Genomic DNA, 15046 nt, shown 5'->3' on the forward strand with positions numbered 1-15046 from the left:
CGTTGGTCGCCAGCCTCGTGGTCAAGCAGCCCTATCGCTCCGCGGGCGGCGGGCGCAGCCGCGCGGCTCTCGTCAGGCGCGCTGGCGAATCCATTGCACTAGGCTCGAAGAGTTTCGCCAGCGCCTCGCTGTTGTTCGACAAGGCCACCCGCGAGCGGGTGCATTTGCTCTACGCCTGGTGCCGCCGCTGCGACGACATTGCCGACGGGCAGGATCACGGCGGCCCGCTCAGCATCGACGAAAAGCAGGGGCACGACCGGGTCGAGGCGATCCGCATCCTCACCCACCGCGCGCTCGATGGCCAGCCGACCTCGGACCTCGCCTTCGATGCGCTCGGGCTGGTTGCCGCCGAATGCGGGCTGACGCAGGCCATGTGCGACGATGTGATCGACGGCTTCGCGCTCGATGCCGAAGGCTGGCGTCCGCGCACCGAGGCCGACCTGATGCGCTATTGCTACCACGTTGCCGGCGCGGTGGGGGTGATGATGGCCAAGGTCATGGGCGTGCCCGACAGCGAGAGCGACACATTTGATCGCGCCTGCGACCTCGGGCTCGCCTTCCAGCTCAGCAACATCGCGCGCGACCTCAGCGAAGACGATGCGGCGGGACGCTGTTATCTGCCGGTCGAGTGGCTGGTGGAGATGGATATTCCGCCTGGCCAACACCTGAAACCGATGTACCGCGACAAGCTGGTCACGCTGGCGCGCAGGCTGGTGCATCTGGCCGAGCAGCACGAGGCTGCAGCCCGGCTGGGCGCGCGGCACCTGCGCTTTCGCCAGCGCTGGGCGGTGCTGTCGGCGACGAATATCTATGGCGCGATCGGGCGCAAGGTGGTCGAGCAGGCGGAGCTGGCCTGGGATCACCGGGTCCACACCACGAAGCTGGAAAAGCTCGGCCACGTGCTGTCGGCGCTCAGGGAGGCGCGGCTGGGTGCCTGGCCACCGAGCGAAATGCCCCGCTGGACGCGCGGCGAACTGATGGTGCGCGCCCGCATGGCAGGCAAGCCGGCCGATGTGAAGTACACCCCGTTGCGCGACGAGGATGTGCGCAAGAAAGAGGATTGAGGAAAATAGGTCGTTCGTGCTGAGCTTGTCGAAGCACTGCCTTCTTCTTGGCCAAGCGCACAATCCGAAAAAAGGACGGCCCTTCGACAGGCTCAGGGCGAGCGGGGTCGGGCTTAGGCTCCGAGATATTCCCTTAGATCCGCCTGCTGCTCAGCGCTCATATGCAGCCCCAGCTTGGTGCGCCGCCAGAGAATGTCCTCGGCGGTCTGCGCCCATTCTTCGCGGTGCAGGTAGTCCACCTCGGCCTCGCTCAGCCCGCAGCCGAAATCGCGGCCCAGATCGGCGCGGGTTTTCGCCTCGCCCAGCCACAGCACCGCATCGAGCCCATAGGCGCGGGCGATACGCAGGGCCTCCGCCTCGCTGAGAAACGGATAATCCGCCTGCAATTCGCGCACGAGGATCGGCTGCGCGAGCTTCGGAAAATCTCCCCCAGGCAATGGCGCATCGGCGGTCCACGCGGGCTTAGCAAGGCAATCGAGGCGGGTGCCGAGCATGTCCACCGCCTCCTCCGCCACATGGCGATAGGAGGTGATCTTGCCGCCATAGATGCCGAGCACCGGCGCGCCTTCGCTCTTGGCCGACAGCGCAAGGCGGTAGCCGCGCGTGGCCGCCTCGGGCCGGTCTTCGCCCTCGTCAATCAGGGCGCGCACCCCGGCATAGCTGTGCACCACGTCAGCACGGGCGATGGGATCGGCAAAGTTCGCGTTGAAGGCCTCTATCAGATAGGCGATCTCGGCCTCGCTCGCCTCCACATTGTCAAGCGGCCCGGTGTGATCGGCATCGGTGGTGCCAATCAGGGTGAACTCGCCTTCGTAAGGAATGGCGAAGCAGATGCGCGTGTCGGGCAGTTGCAGGATATAGGCGCGGTCATGCCCGAAGCGACGACGCACCACGATATGCGAGCCGCGCACCCGGCGCAGGCCGAAGGCCGGTTTGCGGCCCATCGCACCGGCCACCTCGTCTGCGCCCGGCCCGCCAGCGTTGACCACGGCCCGCGCACGATAAGTGCCCTGCTCGGTGACAACCTGCCATTGCCCGTCGGCATCGCGGCGGGCGCTGGTTACAGGCTCACGGGTGCGGATTTCGGCGCCCTTGCGCGCGGCATCCAGCGCATTGAGCACCACCAGCCGCGCATCGTCGACCCAGCAATCCGAATATTCGAAACCGTGGGTCGGCCCCAGCAGCAGTTCCTTGCCCGCCGGATCGCGCTTCAGCCGGATCGTGCGCGTGGCCGAAAGGTCTTCGCGCTTGCCGATGTGGTCATACAGAAACAGGCCTGCGCGCAGCATCCAGCGCGGGCGCATCCCGTCGCTCACCGGCAACACGAAGCGCATCGGCCAGACGATGTGCGGGGCGATGGCCCACAGCCTCTCGCGCTCGACCAGCGCCTCGCGCACCAGCGCGAACTCGGCATATTCGAGATAGCGCAAACCGCCGTGGATCAGCTTGGTCGACTTGCTGGAGGTGCCGCCTGCAAGGTCGCCAGCCTCCAGCAGCAGCACCTTGGCCCCGCGGCCAGCGGCATCGCGCGCCACGCCCGCGCCGTTAACCCCGCCGCCGATCACGATGAGGTCGTAAAGCGCGCTCACCTCACGGGCACCGTTTTCTGCGGAGGATAGTGCAGGCGGCGGAACAGCACGCCCCGCTCGCTGAACAGCACCAGCAGCAGCGCCAGCACGGAGGTGCCGAGCAGCGACCAGGCGAAAGGCAATGCCGTGCCATCGTAAGCCTGCCCGATCAGGACACCGACCATGGCCGCGCCGAACATGCGGAAGAAGGTCTGCACGCTGGAAGCCGCGCCTGCGATGGTCGCAAACGGCTGCATGGCTATCGAGCTGAAGTTCGCGCCGAGGAACCCGAGCAGCCCAAGGTTCACGCTCATCAACGGGAGGAACCAGTAGATGTTGCCGGGGTGGGCATAGGATGACCACACCTGCGTCGCGCTTACCCCGATGAACATCAGGGTGCCCGCATGGCTCACCCGGCGCGCGCCGAAGCGCATCACGATGCGCGAATTGACGAGGCTGGAAATCGCCATCATCGCCGCCGTCCCGCCGAACAGCACCGGGAACCACGCGCCCACGCCGAAGAAATCCTGATAGAGCTGCTGCGCCGAGTTCACATAGCCGAACACCCCGCCCATCAGGAGTGCCGCGCCGAACACGTAGCCGACCGCCTGCCGGTTGATCAGCGCGAGCCGCATGTTGCGCACAATCACCGGCAGCTGGATATGCTGGCGGTTATCCTCGGTCAGCGTCTCGGGCAGGCGGAACCACACCCACACGGCCGCGATCCCGCCCATCACGGCCAGCCCCACGAAGATGAAGCGCCACCCGGCGAGCAGCGCAATGGCCGAGCCGAGGCTTGGCGCCACCACGGGCACAGTTATGAACACCGCCGAAACCAGCGACATCAGCCGCGCCATGGCATCGCCGTCGTAAATGTCGCGCACGATTGTCATCGGCATCACCATCAGCCCCGCGCACATCAACCCCATGATCCCGCGCATCCACAACAGCACTTCGAAATCGGTGAGGAAGGCGCTGATCAGCGACAGCGTGCAATAGGCGGCCAGCGAGGTGAGGATAACCGGGCGGCGACCGAAGCGATCGCCAAAGCTGCCCGGCAATAGCGCGCCGATCCCCATCGCAATGGTATAGACCCCGACCACCAGCTGCCGGCGGTTTGCGTCAACCACGGCAAGGTCGCGCGCAATCTCGTCGAGCAGCGGCAACATGGCGTCGATGGCGAGCGCGTTAAGGCTCATCATCAGGGCAAGGAGGACCACCAGTTCGCGGCGGCCAATTTGAATGTCGGAGGTTTTGCGCTTGGGCATCGCATAGCCCTTATCGGCTCTGTTGCATTGCCGCAAACGACAAAACGCACCATACTTGACCCGCCATGATGGACGACAATGCCGAAGCGCCCGACGAGAGTCAGGGCCTGCGCAAGATCATCCATGTCGATATGGATGCCTTCTTCGCCAGCGTCGAACAGCGAGACGACCCTGCGTTGCGCGGGCTTCCGGTGGCGGTCGGAGGGGCGGGTGGACGCGGCGTGGTGGCTGCGGCCAGCTATGAGGCGCGCAAGTTCGGGGTGCGCAGCGCCATGCCCTCGGTCACAGCCAAGCGGCGCTGCCCCGAGCTGATTTTCGTAAAAAGCCGGTTCGACGTCTATCGCGAGGTGTCGGCACAGATCCGCGCGATCTTCGATCACTATGCCCAGGAGGTCGAGCCGCTCAGCCTTGACGAGGCCTATCTCGATGTCACCGACGATATCCGCGGAATTGGCTCGGCCACGCGCATCGCAGAGCTGATCCGGGCACAAATCCGCCAGGAAACACAGCTCACCGCTTCGGCCGGGGTGTCATACAACAAGTTCCTCGCCAAGCTGGCAAGCGACCAGAACAAGCCCGATGGGCTGTGCGTGATCCGCCCCGGCGAAGGCGCGGCGTTCGTCGCCTCACTGCCGGTGCGCCGGTTCCACGGAATCGGCCCGAAGGGCGCGGAGAAGATGGCAAGGCTGGGCATCGAGACGGGCGCAGACCTCGCGACCAAGGATCGCGCATACCTCACGACCCATTTCGGCAGCTTCGGCGACTATCTCTTTCGCGCCGCGCGCGGGATCGACCTGCGGCCCGTGCGTTCGAACCGGGTGCGCAAGTCGATCGGCGGCGAGCGGACCTTTTCCGAGGACATCTCCGTGCCCGAAGACCTGCGCGAAACGTTAGCGCGGATCATAGATATCGTGTGGGAGCGCATCGCTGAAAAGCAGGCGCGCGGGCGCACGGTGACGCTCAAGCTAAAATACCGCGATTTCCAGACCGCAACCCGCTCGCGCTCGGTGCCGCAATGGGTGAGCGGGCGGGAGGAATTCACCCAGCTCGCCGAAGCGCTGCTCGAGGCGGAACTTCCGCTGGCCCAGCCAATCCGGCTGATGGGCCTGACGCTTAGCAACTTGGAGCGCACGCAGGAGCAGGAGCCCGCGAGCGACGACGCCCAGCTGAGCCTGCTCTAGATCCGAGCGACGCGAAGGCAGTCGTCGATGGTAGCCTTACGCCCTGCCGGAAGCTGCCTGCGAGCGAACCATCCGGCCTCCACGATCTCGCAGCCATCGACCCGGGGCCACCCGTCGGCCTCGCCAATCACGATATGGAATACGTTCGTAGCACCATGGAATTCGCGCCGCTGCGGCCCGAGCGAACGAGCGTGGTGGAGGGTGAGGCCGGTCTCCTCGGCAAACTCTCGCCGCGCGGCCTCGAGCGGGTCTTCCCCGCGCCCTCTGCCGCCGCCGGGGAATTGCCACTGCGACCCGCCGTAGCTCGGTCGGACCAGCAGCACCTCGTCCGCGTTGTTACGCGCGATGACCGTGCAGCCATTGACCGTGGGCTTGCGCAAGCGCCAGTACCACACTCGCAAGCGGTGGGCGATGCGATATGCAAGGCGCCCCAGTGCCCGTCGGATCAGGCGAAACATGTCACCGGCTGCCGCGCCGCGCCCAGCAACCGCGCCACGGGCAGGTCGTGCGCGCCGATCCGCGCTTCGTCGAACACCTTCCGCTTGTCGTCACCGCGGATCACGAACATCAGCTGGTCGGTGTCGAGCAGCGCGGGGATAGTCAGCGTCAGGCGGTCAAACGGGGCTTCGGGCGGGAGCGGATCGGGCGTGAGGCGGCGAACCGTGGCGGGATCGTCGACCTGCGGATCGGTGTTGGGAAACAGCGAAGCGATGTGGCCATCGGCACCCATGCCGAGCCAGACCAGCGAGAAATGCGGCGGCGCAGCGCCCTCTTCCAGCGCAACCACGCGCGCACCCAGCGGTTCGAGCAGCGCGCGAAGCTTGCCGGTGTTGCTGGCGGGATGATCTTCGGGAACGATCCGGTCGTCGCCCGGCCAGACCTCGATCCCGCCCCAGTCTGTCATGGTCTCGGCCAGCCGTTGCAGGATCGGAAACGGGGTCGAGCCGCCGGGCAAACAGATCGCTACAGGCCGGTTCTCCTCGCGCAACCGTGCCTTGAGGACGCCTTCAAGGAAGGCGGAAATGGCGGCATCGTCCGCCTGCTCGACAAGTTCTACGGTCGTCATGGGGCGGTGCCTACACCGCGGCGCACGCAATGGCGAGCCGCGGTGTGGACGCTCAGGCTGAAGTGAGGCTCAGCCGAGGAACGATTTGAGGAACCAGACGCGCTCTTCGGCCAGGTCGGTCCAGTCGTCGATCAGGCCGTCGGTGGCGTTGTCGCCTGCCTTGTCGGCCGCTTCCTTGAGCGCCTTCAGGCTAGCGACCAGCGCTGCGTTATCGTCGCGGAGCTGCTTGACCATGGCATCCGCATCGAGATCGGTGCCGTTCTCTTCGGCAACGTTGGTGGCGGCGATGATCGACGATAGCGAGGTTAACGTGTTTGCATCGTTCTTGCGCACGCGCTCGGCGATCACGTCGATCTGGCCCTGAATCTCAGCCGCCTGCTCGTCGAACAGCAAGTGCAGGTCGCGGAAGCGCGGGCCCTTCACGTGCCAGTGGAAGTTCTTGGTCTTGATATAGAGCGCGAAGTGATCGGCCAGCAGGCCGTTGAGTCCCTCGACCAGTGCCTGCTTCGAATTGTCGCCAGTAGTAGCCATTTGATAGTCCTCTTCTTCCTGGGTATGTTCACTTCATCAACGCGGAACCGGAGACGGCGTTTCCGCCAAATCGGCGATTGCACTGATCGGAATATCCGATTTTTCTTTCAGAATAATGCAAACCATCCAATAACCACGCCCGCGACCAAGAGTGCAACTCCCACACCCGGCCGCACGATGCCAAGTGGCAACCGCTCCCAGTCCTGGCCCGCAATCGCCGCCGCCGACAAGACCGCGAGCGCCCCCGTGAGGCCACCAGCGGCAATAAAGGCCGCGGGCGCCGTTCCGCGCGCAGCCAGCGCCAGCAACACAAAGCCCGAGGCGCCGGAGACCAGCCGCACGGCCAGCACCAGCGCAGTGGCCACAGTCGAGTGCGTAGGCTCGGCGGGTGTCGGCGCGGGACGCAGCACCAGCAGTTCCGTCCCGGCCACCAGCAAGGCCACGGCCACGAACAACCGCCCCGCCCCACCCGCGAGCAAAGCCGCCACCGAGCCTGCCAGCCAGACCGGCAGCGCGGCAAAGCACAATGCCGCGAGCGCAATGGCAGCATGGAGCCCCGGCGCACGGTGATGCGCCTGCGACAGCCGGGCCACGAACAGGGCATCACGACCGCTGGCGATCACCAGCGCCGAGGTCAGAAAGGCAAGGAAAAAGGCCGACATTCCGCAAGGTCCATAGCTGCCCAAGCCAAGGCGGACTAGGCCGGATCGCGGCTCATCCGGCGGGCCTTGTCATCGCTTCGCGCGCCGCCTTCCCGATTGCGGCGGCGACCACCCGGAACATCTCGGCGGCCGGCGAGCTGCGCCGCCAGATCAGGCCCACCGAGCGATAGGCTGACCAGTCGATTACATCGAGCCGCACGATTGACCGCTCGCCTCCCGCTTCCGAGCGCAGGTAGAGTTCAGGCAGCAGCGCCAGCGCGATCCCCGAAGCGACCATCTGGCGAATGGAATCGAGGCTGGTCCCCTCGTAATCCTTGAGCACTATCGCGCCGAGCCCGTCGCAGATTTCGCGAACCTGCCGGTGATAATGGTGGCGCAGGTCGAGGCTGAGAAACGCCTGGCCCGCAAGGTCAGCCTGCTTCACCGCCTCCCTGGCCGCGAGCGGGTGATCGGGCGGTGCCACCACGCTCAGAGGCTCGCGAAACAGGGGCTCGATCTCGAGGTCATCGCCAGCCACCGGCAAGGGCGAGAGGAGCAGGTCAAGCATCCCGTTGCGCAGATGTTGCACCTGCTCGTCGGGAATGCCGTCGCGGATATGCAGCTTCATATCCGGAAAGTCGCGATGGAGCCGGGCGATCACCTCGGGCAGCAGATAGGGACCGAGCGTCGGCGAGACGCCGAAGCGGAAGGTGCCCGCCATCCGCTCGGCGCTGCGTGCGGCAATCCGCTTCACATCCTGGACCTCGGCGAGGATCGCACGGACCTTGCCCACCACATCGCGCCCGATCGGGGTGAGCGCCACGCCGTTCGGCCCACGATCGACCAGCACCGCTGCCAGCCGCTCCTCAAGCTGCTTGAGCTGCTGGCTGAGCGTGGGTTGCGAAACGTGCAGCGCGGCAGCCGCGCGGCCGAAATGGCCGTGGTCGTCAAGCGCGACGAGATATTCGAATTGGCGCAGTGTTGGCATTACAGCGATAGGCTAGCTCTATTGAAACACTTATGCCAGTTCGATTGGCGTAAACGCTCCGAAACAGCCAGCTTGTGATCAGGCAACAGAAGGAAACGCACCATGGCTGATATGCACCTCGACCATCTGCTCAAGCAGCATCGCGCACTCGATCGCCTTATCGACACGACCAAGGCTCTCGCGCGTCAGGGAGACCTGCCACGGTTGAAACGCAAACGGTTGCGCCTGAAGGATCGCATCGCGCAGTTGTCCGCCTGAGACGACCGGCCGAGCGATAGGCTAAGCCGTTATTGCTTGATAGCTTTTGTCTATCGAGCGCCCTTGACCAACCAGCCGATCTGGAAATCCCCTTAAATTTCATTTGGATAATCCAGAAAGGCCACACATCGCCGCTTCGAGCGCCGCGCGGCAAAAGCGCGGTGCGATTGAAACCAACTCGAAGCAGCGTCATTGTTTTCATGCGGACCGGGCCCCTCTGGCAAGCGACTTCCTGATGCTTGCGATGTCGGACCGCATCGGACGGCCGATGCATGGGACCTGGCCTGCCCCTCTATGCCCCCGCCTGTGAACGGCCGTCCGATCGACTTTCCCCTGTTGGAGACACGATATGAAGGCCCGGATTTACAAGCTTACCGAATACCTGCAGCGCGTTGAGGAACGTCTGTCGCTGGAACAGCAGCGCAAGCAGCCAAACAGCCTTGCGCTGTTGCAGCTGCGGCATCTACGCCTGCGCATCAGGAACGCCCTGAGCCGCACGTTGCTGCGCCTTGCCAAGCCACATGCGCGGGCAACCTGATCGATGTTGGCGCGAGCAACCATTGCCCTTCGCGACTTCCTGAAACAGGAAAGCGCCGGCGGAATCGTCCTTATCGCATCGGCTGCCCTGGCGCTGGTTGCGGCCAACAGTGCGGCGGCGAACAGCTATTTCGGCGCGCTGGAGCTGCCCGTCGCGGTGACGGCGGGCGACTTCGCCATCGACAAGCCCCTGCTGCTGTGGATCAACGACGGGCTGATGGCGGTGTTCTTCTTCCTCGTCGGCCTCGAAGTGAAGCGCGAGGTGGTACAAGGTCAGCTCTCGAGCTGGAACAAGGCCTCGCTGCCGCTGTTCGCGGCGATCGGGGGCATGGCATTCCCCGCACTGGTGTTCCTCGCGCTCAATTCCGGCAACCCGGAAAACGTCGCCGGCTGGGCCATTCCCGCCGCGACCGACATCGCCTTTGCCCTGGGCGTGCTGACGCTGCTCGGGCCGCGCGTGCCGATCGCGCTCAAAGCGCTGCTGCTGGCGATCGCGGTGATCGACGATATCGGCGCGATCACCATCATCGCGCTGTTCTATTCGGGCACGATCGACATCGCCATGCTGGGCGGCGGCGCGCTGGCACTGGCCGGCCTGATCGCGCTTAACCGGCTGCGGATCGGTTCCTCGATCCCCTATGTTATCCTGACCGTGGTGCTGTGGGTTTTCGTGCTGAAGTCGGGTGTTCACGCCACGCTCGCGGGCGTTGCTGCGGCCATGACCATTCCGCTTTCCGCGCGCGACGGTTCGGAGCCGCTTGAGCATATGGAGCATGGTCTGCACCCGTGGGTCGCCTTCCTCGTGATCCCGATCTTCGGCTTTGCCAATGCGGGCGTGAGTCTCGCCGGCCTCTCCCCTGCCGACCTGCTGGCACCACTTCCGCTGGGCATCGCGCTTGGCCTTCTGATTGGCAAGCAGGTGGGTATCTTCGGGCTGGCCTACGTGGCGGTGAAGCTGAAGCTGGCGAGCCTGCCGGAGAACGTCGGCTGGCGACAGGTGCATGCGGTTTCACTGCTGGCCGCAATCGGCTTCACGATGAGCCTGTTTATCGGCAACCTTGCCTTTGCCGATCCGGCGCAGGTCGATGCGGTGAAGCTTGGCGTGCTTTCGGGCTCGCTGGTTGCTGCTCTGGGCGGCTATGCGCTGCTACGGACATCGCTGAAAAAGGAGTGAAATTAGCGCGGGTGAAGGGAATTTAATTGGACCGATTTTATCATTGCAAATCATCTGATTAATCATAGCCCGTCAGAAAAACCCCCATTTCAGGCCCGGGAATTTCTTGGCTGTAGTTGGATTGCCACGGACCGGGATGGCTGTGATTCGCGTTCGGCAATGACTGACAAGAAGATAACCGAAGCAAGGCACGGATGGAGCGTCAGCACCCGCCAACATTTCTGTCGTTGGGACCAGCTTACGGTCTTTCCGATAGCTGCCGATCATTCATCTGACGGACACAGGGGGCACGCGGACATTTTGAGGTAGCCCAGACAGGCCCGGGGCAATTCCTGGCGCAAACGCTCAAGGTCATCCTCCGAGGAGCCCGCCTCCATGACAACGCGCACCGTCCCGCCAAGCAGCGCAGCGAGCATGAAGGCCGTCACATCGGGATCGGCAAAGCGCGCATCGGGAATTGCTCTGAGCAACGGGCTGATCGCCTCAACCATGAGATTCTTGGCCCGGCTCATCAGTTCGGCCAGATCGAACTCGGCGGCGATGGCGTAAATGGCGCGCGACGAGACGAGGTCGGCCATCTTTGCGTCCAGCCATGCCGTCGCCAGCCCGTCCGAAACGGTCCGCAGATCGCACCCTTCCAGACGCTCAGCGGCCTCCAGCATGGCTCTTACTATAAGATCAAGCTGCCGCTCGACGATTGCGAACAGCAGTGCCTGCTTGTGCGGATAATATTGGTACATCGTCCCGACCGAAACACCCGCTCGTTCCGAAACGCGCGTTGTCGTGAGCCGTCCGACTCCGTCCGCCAGCAAAACCTGAATGGTTGCCGTGTGGATCGCTTCGATCGTTGCCATTGAGCGCGACTGTTGCGGCGCTTTCCGGGGCTTCAGGAGGTCAGGTGCTGGTCGGTTCATATGCGAATTCCAAACCTGAAGAATCCTTCATATCCTTAGCGCTGTAAACAAACGATCACAAGGACAGGCCCCATGAAAACCGTCTTCATCACTGGTTGCTCGACTGGCTTCGGCCGTGAAACCGCTTTGTACTTCCTTGAAAAGGGCTGGAGCGTTGTCGCGACCATGCGAGATCCCGCCGCCAGCACCTCGCCGCCCTCAGAGCAGCTCCGGGTCCTCCCGCTCGACGTCACCAGGACCGAGAGTATCGCAGCTGCCGTGGCAGAGGCCGGCGAGATCGACGTACTCGTGAACAATGCCGGTATAGGGTGGTTGAACGCCATTGAAGGAACGCCGATGGCTGTGGTGCATGGCATTTTCGACGCCAATCTTTTCGGCACCATCGCGACTATGCAAGCCGTTCTGCCAGGAATGCGCAAGCGGGGCTCGGGGGCCATCGTCAACGTGAGTTCGAGCTCGACTTACAAGCCCTTGCCGCTGCTCTCCGTTTACCGGGCGAGCAAGGCCGCCGTGACATCATTGACCGAGTCGGCGGCGCTTGAGCTCGCTCCGTTCAACATTCGCGCCAGGGTCGTCGTTCCCGGCATGGCGCCTTCCACCAGCTTCGCTTCGAATGCGCAGGAGCAGATCGCAAGGGGAGGCTGGTTCCCGCAAGCCTATCAGGACTTCGCCGATCAGACGATGGCTGCGATGCAAGCCGCCGGATCAGGTGACGTCACGACGGCGCGCGATGTAGCCGAGGCGGTTTTTCGCGCCGCGACCGATCCTGACTGTCCGATGGCACTTCCGGCCGGAGCCGATGCGATCGCATGGGCGAGGGGCGGGTGACGCCGACATTGGCGACATCGAGGCGTCAATCTGGGGATCGTTCTCTCGGCGAGGACAGGCTCTCCAAGCCAACCCGATCATCGCTATCAGTGTCGCACTCTGCGATGATCCTTGCGCATCTTCGTTTTCGTTGCGGGAATCGTCCAGAGCGCACCATCCAGGTCAAATTTTTCCCATTCTGCATGCCCGCAATTCACCGGGACGGACGAAGACATGCGGTGCAAGCTGCATGGCAAGCTTCGTCATCGGCAGCCCCTCATACCCGTCGATTGCGCGGAGCAATTGGCCCACTCGCTCAGGTTCGATGATCGCACCACAAGGAGTCACTGTGGGCGTCGTCAGCGCACCGCGAAGATTACACGTCGGGTCGGACGGTTTGCGCGCGGCCGCGACAACGTAGCGGAAAACCGCCCCTGCAAGCTGCAGGGTTCGTCGGGCGCTTTCCAATTGGCCCTTGCTCTCAATTCTTCGGACAGCGGCGAGTACATCGATCGGGAGGATATCTACGATCGGCATGTGTCCGATTGTGCCTCTGAGCAGCGAGAGCAGATATTTACTGCGCGTGGCGGTAGCCGGCGCCCAGCCCTTGGTACCATCGCGTTTGCGCTTGTCGCAGAACGCGGCAGCGACGGCGTTGAACGTATTTGCCGCCTGCATCTGAGAACGGATCTTGTCGCGCCGCTTCTCGACAGAAGGATCTTTCCCGTTGGCGAGCAACGTACGCGCATCGTCGCGTCGACGACGTGCCGCCGCGAGGCCAACGCCGGGATAGATGCCGATGGCGAGGGCCTTTTCCTTGCCGCAGATGCGGCAAGACAGCGCCTCTAAGACTGTCTATTCCGCAGTCAGCATTCCTGCATCGGCCCGCTCAAACCGAAACCTGCCATTTATCGCGCGCAGTTTCGAAGACGCCCTGATCGTACGAAAACTCGATTGTGTTCCCGTCCGGGTCCTTCAGGAAGCAGATGTAGCCGACATCTTCCTTGGGGAACTGCATCGGGCCGAGCGCCAGGCATCCGTCTTCCTTGCCCAATGCCGCCACGGCATCGACCGCCTCACGCGTCGGCAGTTCGATGCCGATATGCGCGAAAGGCCCAAGCGGAGGATGGGGTTGCGGAGCGAAAGGGTCCTTGCCTTCGAAGAACTGGCCGATAACCAGCACAAATGCGCGTTCCTTCTCGTCCGGATCGGCCAGCCAGGCATTCTTGCCATCATCATCCTCGCGCCGCTGCAGCGTGCGCATATGGGTAAACTTTTCGTACCACGCGACCGTGGCATCCACGTCTTTCACAGCGAGCGCAATATGGGTCCACATTGCACGCTTGGGGCCAACGGAATGGACAACCTGGATCACCGGCAAATCTCCTGACTGGATGAATTGTGCAAACAAACTAGCACCCCGCCAGAAATCTCACTTGGCTGCAAATGCCCCAATTCTGAACTCTAGGCGCACAAGGCACCGTTCGGCTCTTCGACCAGTGCTCAGGCAACCGGCCAGGGCGTGCGTACAGGCAGCCCGGTCCGCTCGACCAATGCCTTGCCGGCCTGCACGGCATCTGCGAGCAGTTTCTCCTCGTCCAGCAACAGGTTACGTCCGGCATCCAACACCTGCCGACCATTGATCCAGACGTGATGGACACCAGCTGGTGGAGCACATAGCGCAAGCTGGCCGACACTGTCGAAAACCGGCCCCCATTCCACGCGGCGCGTGTCGTGCATGACGAAATCTGCCTTGAAGCCCGGCGCGATCGCACCGATGCGGTCCTGCCAGCCCATGGCCTTTGCACCGTTGACGGTCGCCAGTTCGAGCAAGCTCGTCGAAGGCAGCAAGTCCTGATCGCCGCGTGCATCGCGATAACCGGCGGCCATGCGCCGCGCCGAGCTGAGAATGTCGCTCGCCATGCCATCGGTGCCCAGCATCACGGTCACCCCGCGGTCGAGCATTTCGGGGTGCAGACCTTGCCGGGCGAGGCCCATACCGCCCAGAAAAGCAGCATCGGGACAGTGAATGCAGCCAGCGCCGCTTTCGGCCAGCACCTGCAACTCGCTTTCATCGATCGCCGCAAGATGCGTGAGGAGCACGTTCGGCCCCATAGCACCGATGTCGGCAAGATGCTCGAGCGGGCGCCGGTTGTAGCTTTGCAGGAACCAGTCCGGGTCCGACTGGCGCGGGCTCATGTGGGCCGAAAGCTTTAGGCCTCTCTCGTCCGCAATATGCCTTGCGGCGAGCCATACTTCGTCGGGGTTCGTCGAGTGCCCGACCAGAACGGGCCAGGCCGCAAGCAGGCAGTCGCCATCATCGGGCCATGCCTCCACCTCTGACCGCAGCAAGCCGATGGCCTCGTCGATCTTGGCGCTCTCATTGCCGGTCGAGCCCCAGTCGCGCCCCTCGACCCATTGGCCCACGCGCCCGCGAATCCCTGTTTCGCCCAGCGCTTCCATCACCGCCTCCATCTGGATTACGGTTCCGGCTTCGAGAAAGGTCGTCGTGCCGTAGCGGATCATGGTCGCCGCCGAGAGTTGCGCGGCCAGCCGCTCGTCCTCGGCGGTCTGGCACTTGAACAGCGGGATGACCCATTTCGCTAGGTTATTGCCCCAGCTATCTTCGGGCATGCGGCGCACGAAACCGCGCGTGAGCGGATCGGCGGTGATGTGGATGTGCCCGTCGACGAACCCCGGCGAGATAACGAAGCCGGTGCCGTCCACGGTCTTTTTCGCGCGCACCGTGCGGGCAGCCTGTGCGCTCTTGCCGACCATGACGATACTATCGCCACGGGTGGCCAGCGCGCCATCGCGGATAACCTCGCGCGCACCGTTCATGGTGATAATCTCTGCGCCAGTGACAAGAAGGTCCGCTTCGATCATCTGCTGCTCGCTCATCGCCTATCTCCGCAAGGGCCTGCAGAGGCCATCACTGCCGCAACCTGCCTAACGACTCTTGATCGCAAGTGCACAGAATGCTGACGGTCCCTCTCCACTTCGAGGCAGAGAGGGACCGAAGCTCATGCCGGACGTGCCGGCCGACGCA

General features: G+C 63.8%; 17 protein-coding genes and 1 pseudogene. 6 read left to right on the plus strand and 12 right to left on the minus strand.

Annotation, left to right across the window (positions count from 1 at the left end; all coding sequences use genetic code 11):
- Positions 1-17 precede the first annotated feature (17 nt).
- Entirely contained in the window at positions 18-1064 is a 1047-nt protein-coding gene (locus ABDJ38_RS15380) for a phytoene/squalene synthase family protein (protein WP_346786075.1), read from the plus strand.
- A gap of 113 nt (positions 1065-1177) precedes the next feature.
- Here ABDJ38_RS15380 and ABDJ38_RS15385 read toward each other — a convergent pair whose 3' ends face one another.
- Together ABDJ38_RS15385 and ABDJ38_RS15390 are read right to left on the minus strand one after the other, a co-directional pair.
- Positions 1178-2653, minus strand: coding sequence for a glycerol-3-phosphate dehydrogenase (locus ABDJ38_RS15385; RefSeq protein ID WP_346786020.1), 1476 nt, complete (start codon positions 2651-2653; stop codon positions 1178-1180).
- Positions 2650-3900 carry a multidrug effflux MFS transporter gene (locus ABDJ38_RS15390; protein ID WP_346786021.1) on the minus strand — a complete coding sequence of 417 codons (1251 nt, stop codon included), beginning with the start codon at positions 3898-3900 and terminating at the stop codon, positions 2650-2652. The genes ABDJ38_RS15385 and ABDJ38_RS15390 overlap by 4 nt, the downstream gene beginning before the upstream one ends.
- A 68-nt stretch (positions 3901-3968) precedes the next feature.
- Here ABDJ38_RS15390 and dinB point away from each other — a divergent pair, with 68 nt between their 5' ends.
- Positions 3969-5081, plus strand: a complete 1113-nt coding sequence (gene dinB / locus ABDJ38_RS15395; protein ID WP_346786076.1) for a DNA polymerase IV — start codon at positions 3969-3971, stop codon at positions 5079-5081.
- On the opposite strand, the gene ABDJ38_RS15400 is transcribed toward dinB, so the two are convergent.
- From ABDJ38_RS15400 to ABDJ38_RS15420, 5 genes are all read right to left on the minus strand, one after another.
- The gene (locus ABDJ38_RS15400; RefSeq protein WP_346786022.1) at positions 5078-5539 is read right to left on the minus strand and encodes an NUDIX hydrolase; all 462 of its coding nucleotides are present in this window, start codon (positions 5537-5539) and stop codon (positions 5078-5080) included. The genes dinB and ABDJ38_RS15400 overlap by 4 nt on opposite strands.
- Positions 5527-6147, minus strand: a complete 621-nt coding sequence (locus ABDJ38_RS15405; protein WP_346786024.1) for a 6-phosphogluconolactonase — start codon at positions 6145-6147, stop codon at positions 5527-5529. Before ABDJ38_RS15405 ends, ABDJ38_RS15400 begins: the two co-directional genes overlap by 13 nt.
- A 69-nt stretch (positions 6148-6216) precedes the next feature.
- The gene (locus ABDJ38_RS15410; RefSeq protein WP_346786025.1) at positions 6217-6678 is read right to left on the minus strand and encodes a Dps family protein; all 462 of its coding nucleotides are present in this window, start codon (positions 6676-6678) and stop codon (positions 6217-6219) included.
- A 107-nt stretch (positions 6679-6785) separates the two neighbouring features.
- Positions 6786-7340, minus strand: coding sequence for a hypothetical protein (locus ABDJ38_RS15415; protein ID WP_346786026.1), 555 nt, complete (start codon positions 7338-7340; stop codon positions 6786-6788).
- A gap of 52 nt (positions 7341-7392) precedes the next feature.
- A complete protein-coding gene (locus ABDJ38_RS15420; RefSeq protein WP_346786027.1) occupies positions 7393-8307 on the minus strand; it encodes a hydrogen peroxide-inducible genes activator in 915 nt (304 codons plus the stop codon).
- A gap of 102 nt (positions 8308-8409) precedes the next feature.
- Between ABDJ38_RS15420 and ABDJ38_RS15425 the strand changes: the two genes are divergently transcribed.
- From ABDJ38_RS15425 to nhaA, 3 genes are all read left to right on the plus strand, one after another.
- Positions 8410-8565, plus strand: a complete 156-nt coding sequence (locus ABDJ38_RS15425; RefSeq protein ID WP_346786028.1) for a DUF465 domain-containing protein — start codon at positions 8410-8412, stop codon at positions 8563-8565.
- A 349-nt stretch (positions 8566-8914) separates the two neighbouring features.
- Positions 8915-9103 carry a hypothetical protein gene (locus ABDJ38_RS15430; protein WP_346786029.1) on the plus strand — a complete coding sequence of 63 codons (189 nt, stop codon included), beginning with the start codon at positions 8915-8917 and terminating at the stop codon, positions 9101-9103.
- Between the two features lie 3 nt (positions 9104-9106).
- A complete protein-coding gene (nhaA, locus tag ABDJ38_RS15435; RefSeq protein ID WP_346786030.1) occupies positions 9107-10276 on the plus strand; it encodes a Na+/H+ antiporter NhaA in 1170 nt (389 codons plus the stop codon).
- Between the two features lie 263 nt (positions 10277-10539).
- Here nhaA and ABDJ38_RS15440 read toward each other — a convergent pair whose 3' ends face one another.
- Entirely contained in the window at positions 10540-11130 is a 591-nt protein-coding gene (locus ABDJ38_RS15440) for a TetR/AcrR family transcriptional regulator (protein WP_346786031.1), read from the minus strand.
- Positions 11131-11262: 132 nt separating this feature from the next.
- Between ABDJ38_RS15440 and ABDJ38_RS15445 the strand changes: the two genes are divergently transcribed.
- Positions 11263-12018, plus strand: coding sequence for an SDR family oxidoreductase (locus ABDJ38_RS15445; RefSeq protein WP_346786032.1), 756 nt, complete (start codon positions 11263-11265; stop codon positions 12016-12018).
- 162 nt (positions 12019-12180) lie between these two features.
- Here the strand turns inward: ABDJ38_RS15445 and ABDJ38_RS15450 are convergent, their stop codons facing one another.
- The 4 genes and pseudogenes from ABDJ38_RS15450 to ABDJ38_RS15465 form a co-directional block, all read right to left on the minus strand.
- Complete coding sequence (locus tag ABDJ38_RS15450; protein ID WP_346786033.1) at positions 12181-12735, minus strand: tyrosine-type recombinase/integrase; 555 nt, start codon at positions 12733-12735, stop codon at positions 12181-12183.
- Positions 12736-12753: 18 nt separating this feature from the next.
- Positions 12754-12837: pseudogene (locus ABDJ38_RS15455) on the minus strand (hypothetical protein); the annotation flags it as partial.
- 49 nt (positions 12838-12886) lie between these two features.
- Positions 12887-13372: a VOC family protein gene (locus ABDJ38_RS15460; RefSeq protein WP_346786034.1), complete on the minus strand. Its 486-nt coding sequence runs from the start codon at positions 13370-13372 to the stop codon at positions 12887-12889.
- A 128-nt stretch (positions 13373-13500) separates the two neighbouring features.
- Positions 13501-14898: an amidohydrolase family protein gene (locus tag ABDJ38_RS15465; RefSeq protein ID WP_346786035.1), complete on the minus strand. Its 1398-nt coding sequence runs from the start codon at positions 14896-14898 to the stop codon at positions 13501-13503.
- Between the last annotated feature and the right edge of the window lie 148 nt (positions 14899-15046).

It is taken from the genome of Aurantiacibacter flavus, assembly GCF_039710615.1.
GTDB classification, from domain to species: Bacteria; Pseudomonadota; Alphaproteobacteria; order Sphingomonadales; family Sphingomonadaceae; genus Alteraurantiacibacter; species Alteraurantiacibacter flavus.

Excerpts from the sequence above, each read along its gene's own strand:
- dinB (WP_346786076.1), top strand. The coding sequence starts at position 3,969 with ATGGACGACAATGCCGAAGCGCCCGACGAGAGTCAGGGCCTGCGCAAG.
- ABDJ38_RS15420 (WP_346786027.1), bottom strand. The coding sequence starts at position 8,307 with ATGCCAACACTGCGCCAATTCGAATATCTCGTCGCGCTTGACGACCAC.
- ABDJ38_RS15425 (WP_346786028.1), top strand. The coding sequence starts at position 8,410 with ATGGCTGATATGCACCTCGACCATCTGCTCAAGCAGCATCGCGCACTC.
- ABDJ38_RS15405 (WP_346786024.1), bottom strand. The coding sequence starts at position 6,147 with ATGACGACCGTAGAACTTGTCGAGCAGGCGGACGATGCCGCCATTTCC.
- ABDJ38_RS15445 (WP_346786032.1), top strand. The coding sequence starts at position 11,263 with ATGAAAACCGTCTTCATCACTGGTTGCTCGACTGGCTTCGGCCGTGAA.
- ABDJ38_RS15465 (WP_346786035.1), bottom strand. The coding sequence starts at position 14,898 with ATGAGCGAGCAGCAGATGATCGAAGCGGACCTTCTTGTCACTGGCGCA.
- ABDJ38_RS15430 (WP_346786029.1), top strand. The coding sequence starts at position 8,915 with ATGAAGGCCCGGATTTACAAGCTTACCGAATACCTGCAGCGCGTTGAG.
- ABDJ38_RS15440 (WP_346786031.1), bottom strand. The coding sequence starts at position 11,130 with ATGGCAACGATCGAAGCGATCCACACGGCAACCATTCAGGTTTTGCTG.
- ABDJ38_RS15415 (WP_346786026.1), bottom strand. The coding sequence starts at position 7,340 with ATGTCGGCCTTTTTCCTTGCCTTTCTGACCTCGGCGCTGGTGATCGCC.
- ABDJ38_RS15400 (WP_346786022.1), bottom strand. The coding sequence starts at position 5,539 with ATGTTTCGCCTGATCCGACGGGCACTGGGGCGCCTTGCATATCGCATC.
- ABDJ38_RS15390 (WP_346786021.1), bottom strand. The coding sequence starts at position 3,900 with ATGCCCAAGCGCAAAACCTCCGACATTCAAATTGGCCGCCGCGAACTG.
- nhaA (WP_346786030.1), top strand. The coding sequence starts at position 9,107 with ATGTTGGCGCGAGCAACCATTGCCCTTCGCGACTTCCTGAAACAGGAA.
- ABDJ38_RS15410 (WP_346786025.1), bottom strand. The coding sequence starts at position 6,678 with ATGGCTACTACTGGCGACAATTCGAAGCAGGCACTGGTCGAGGGACTC.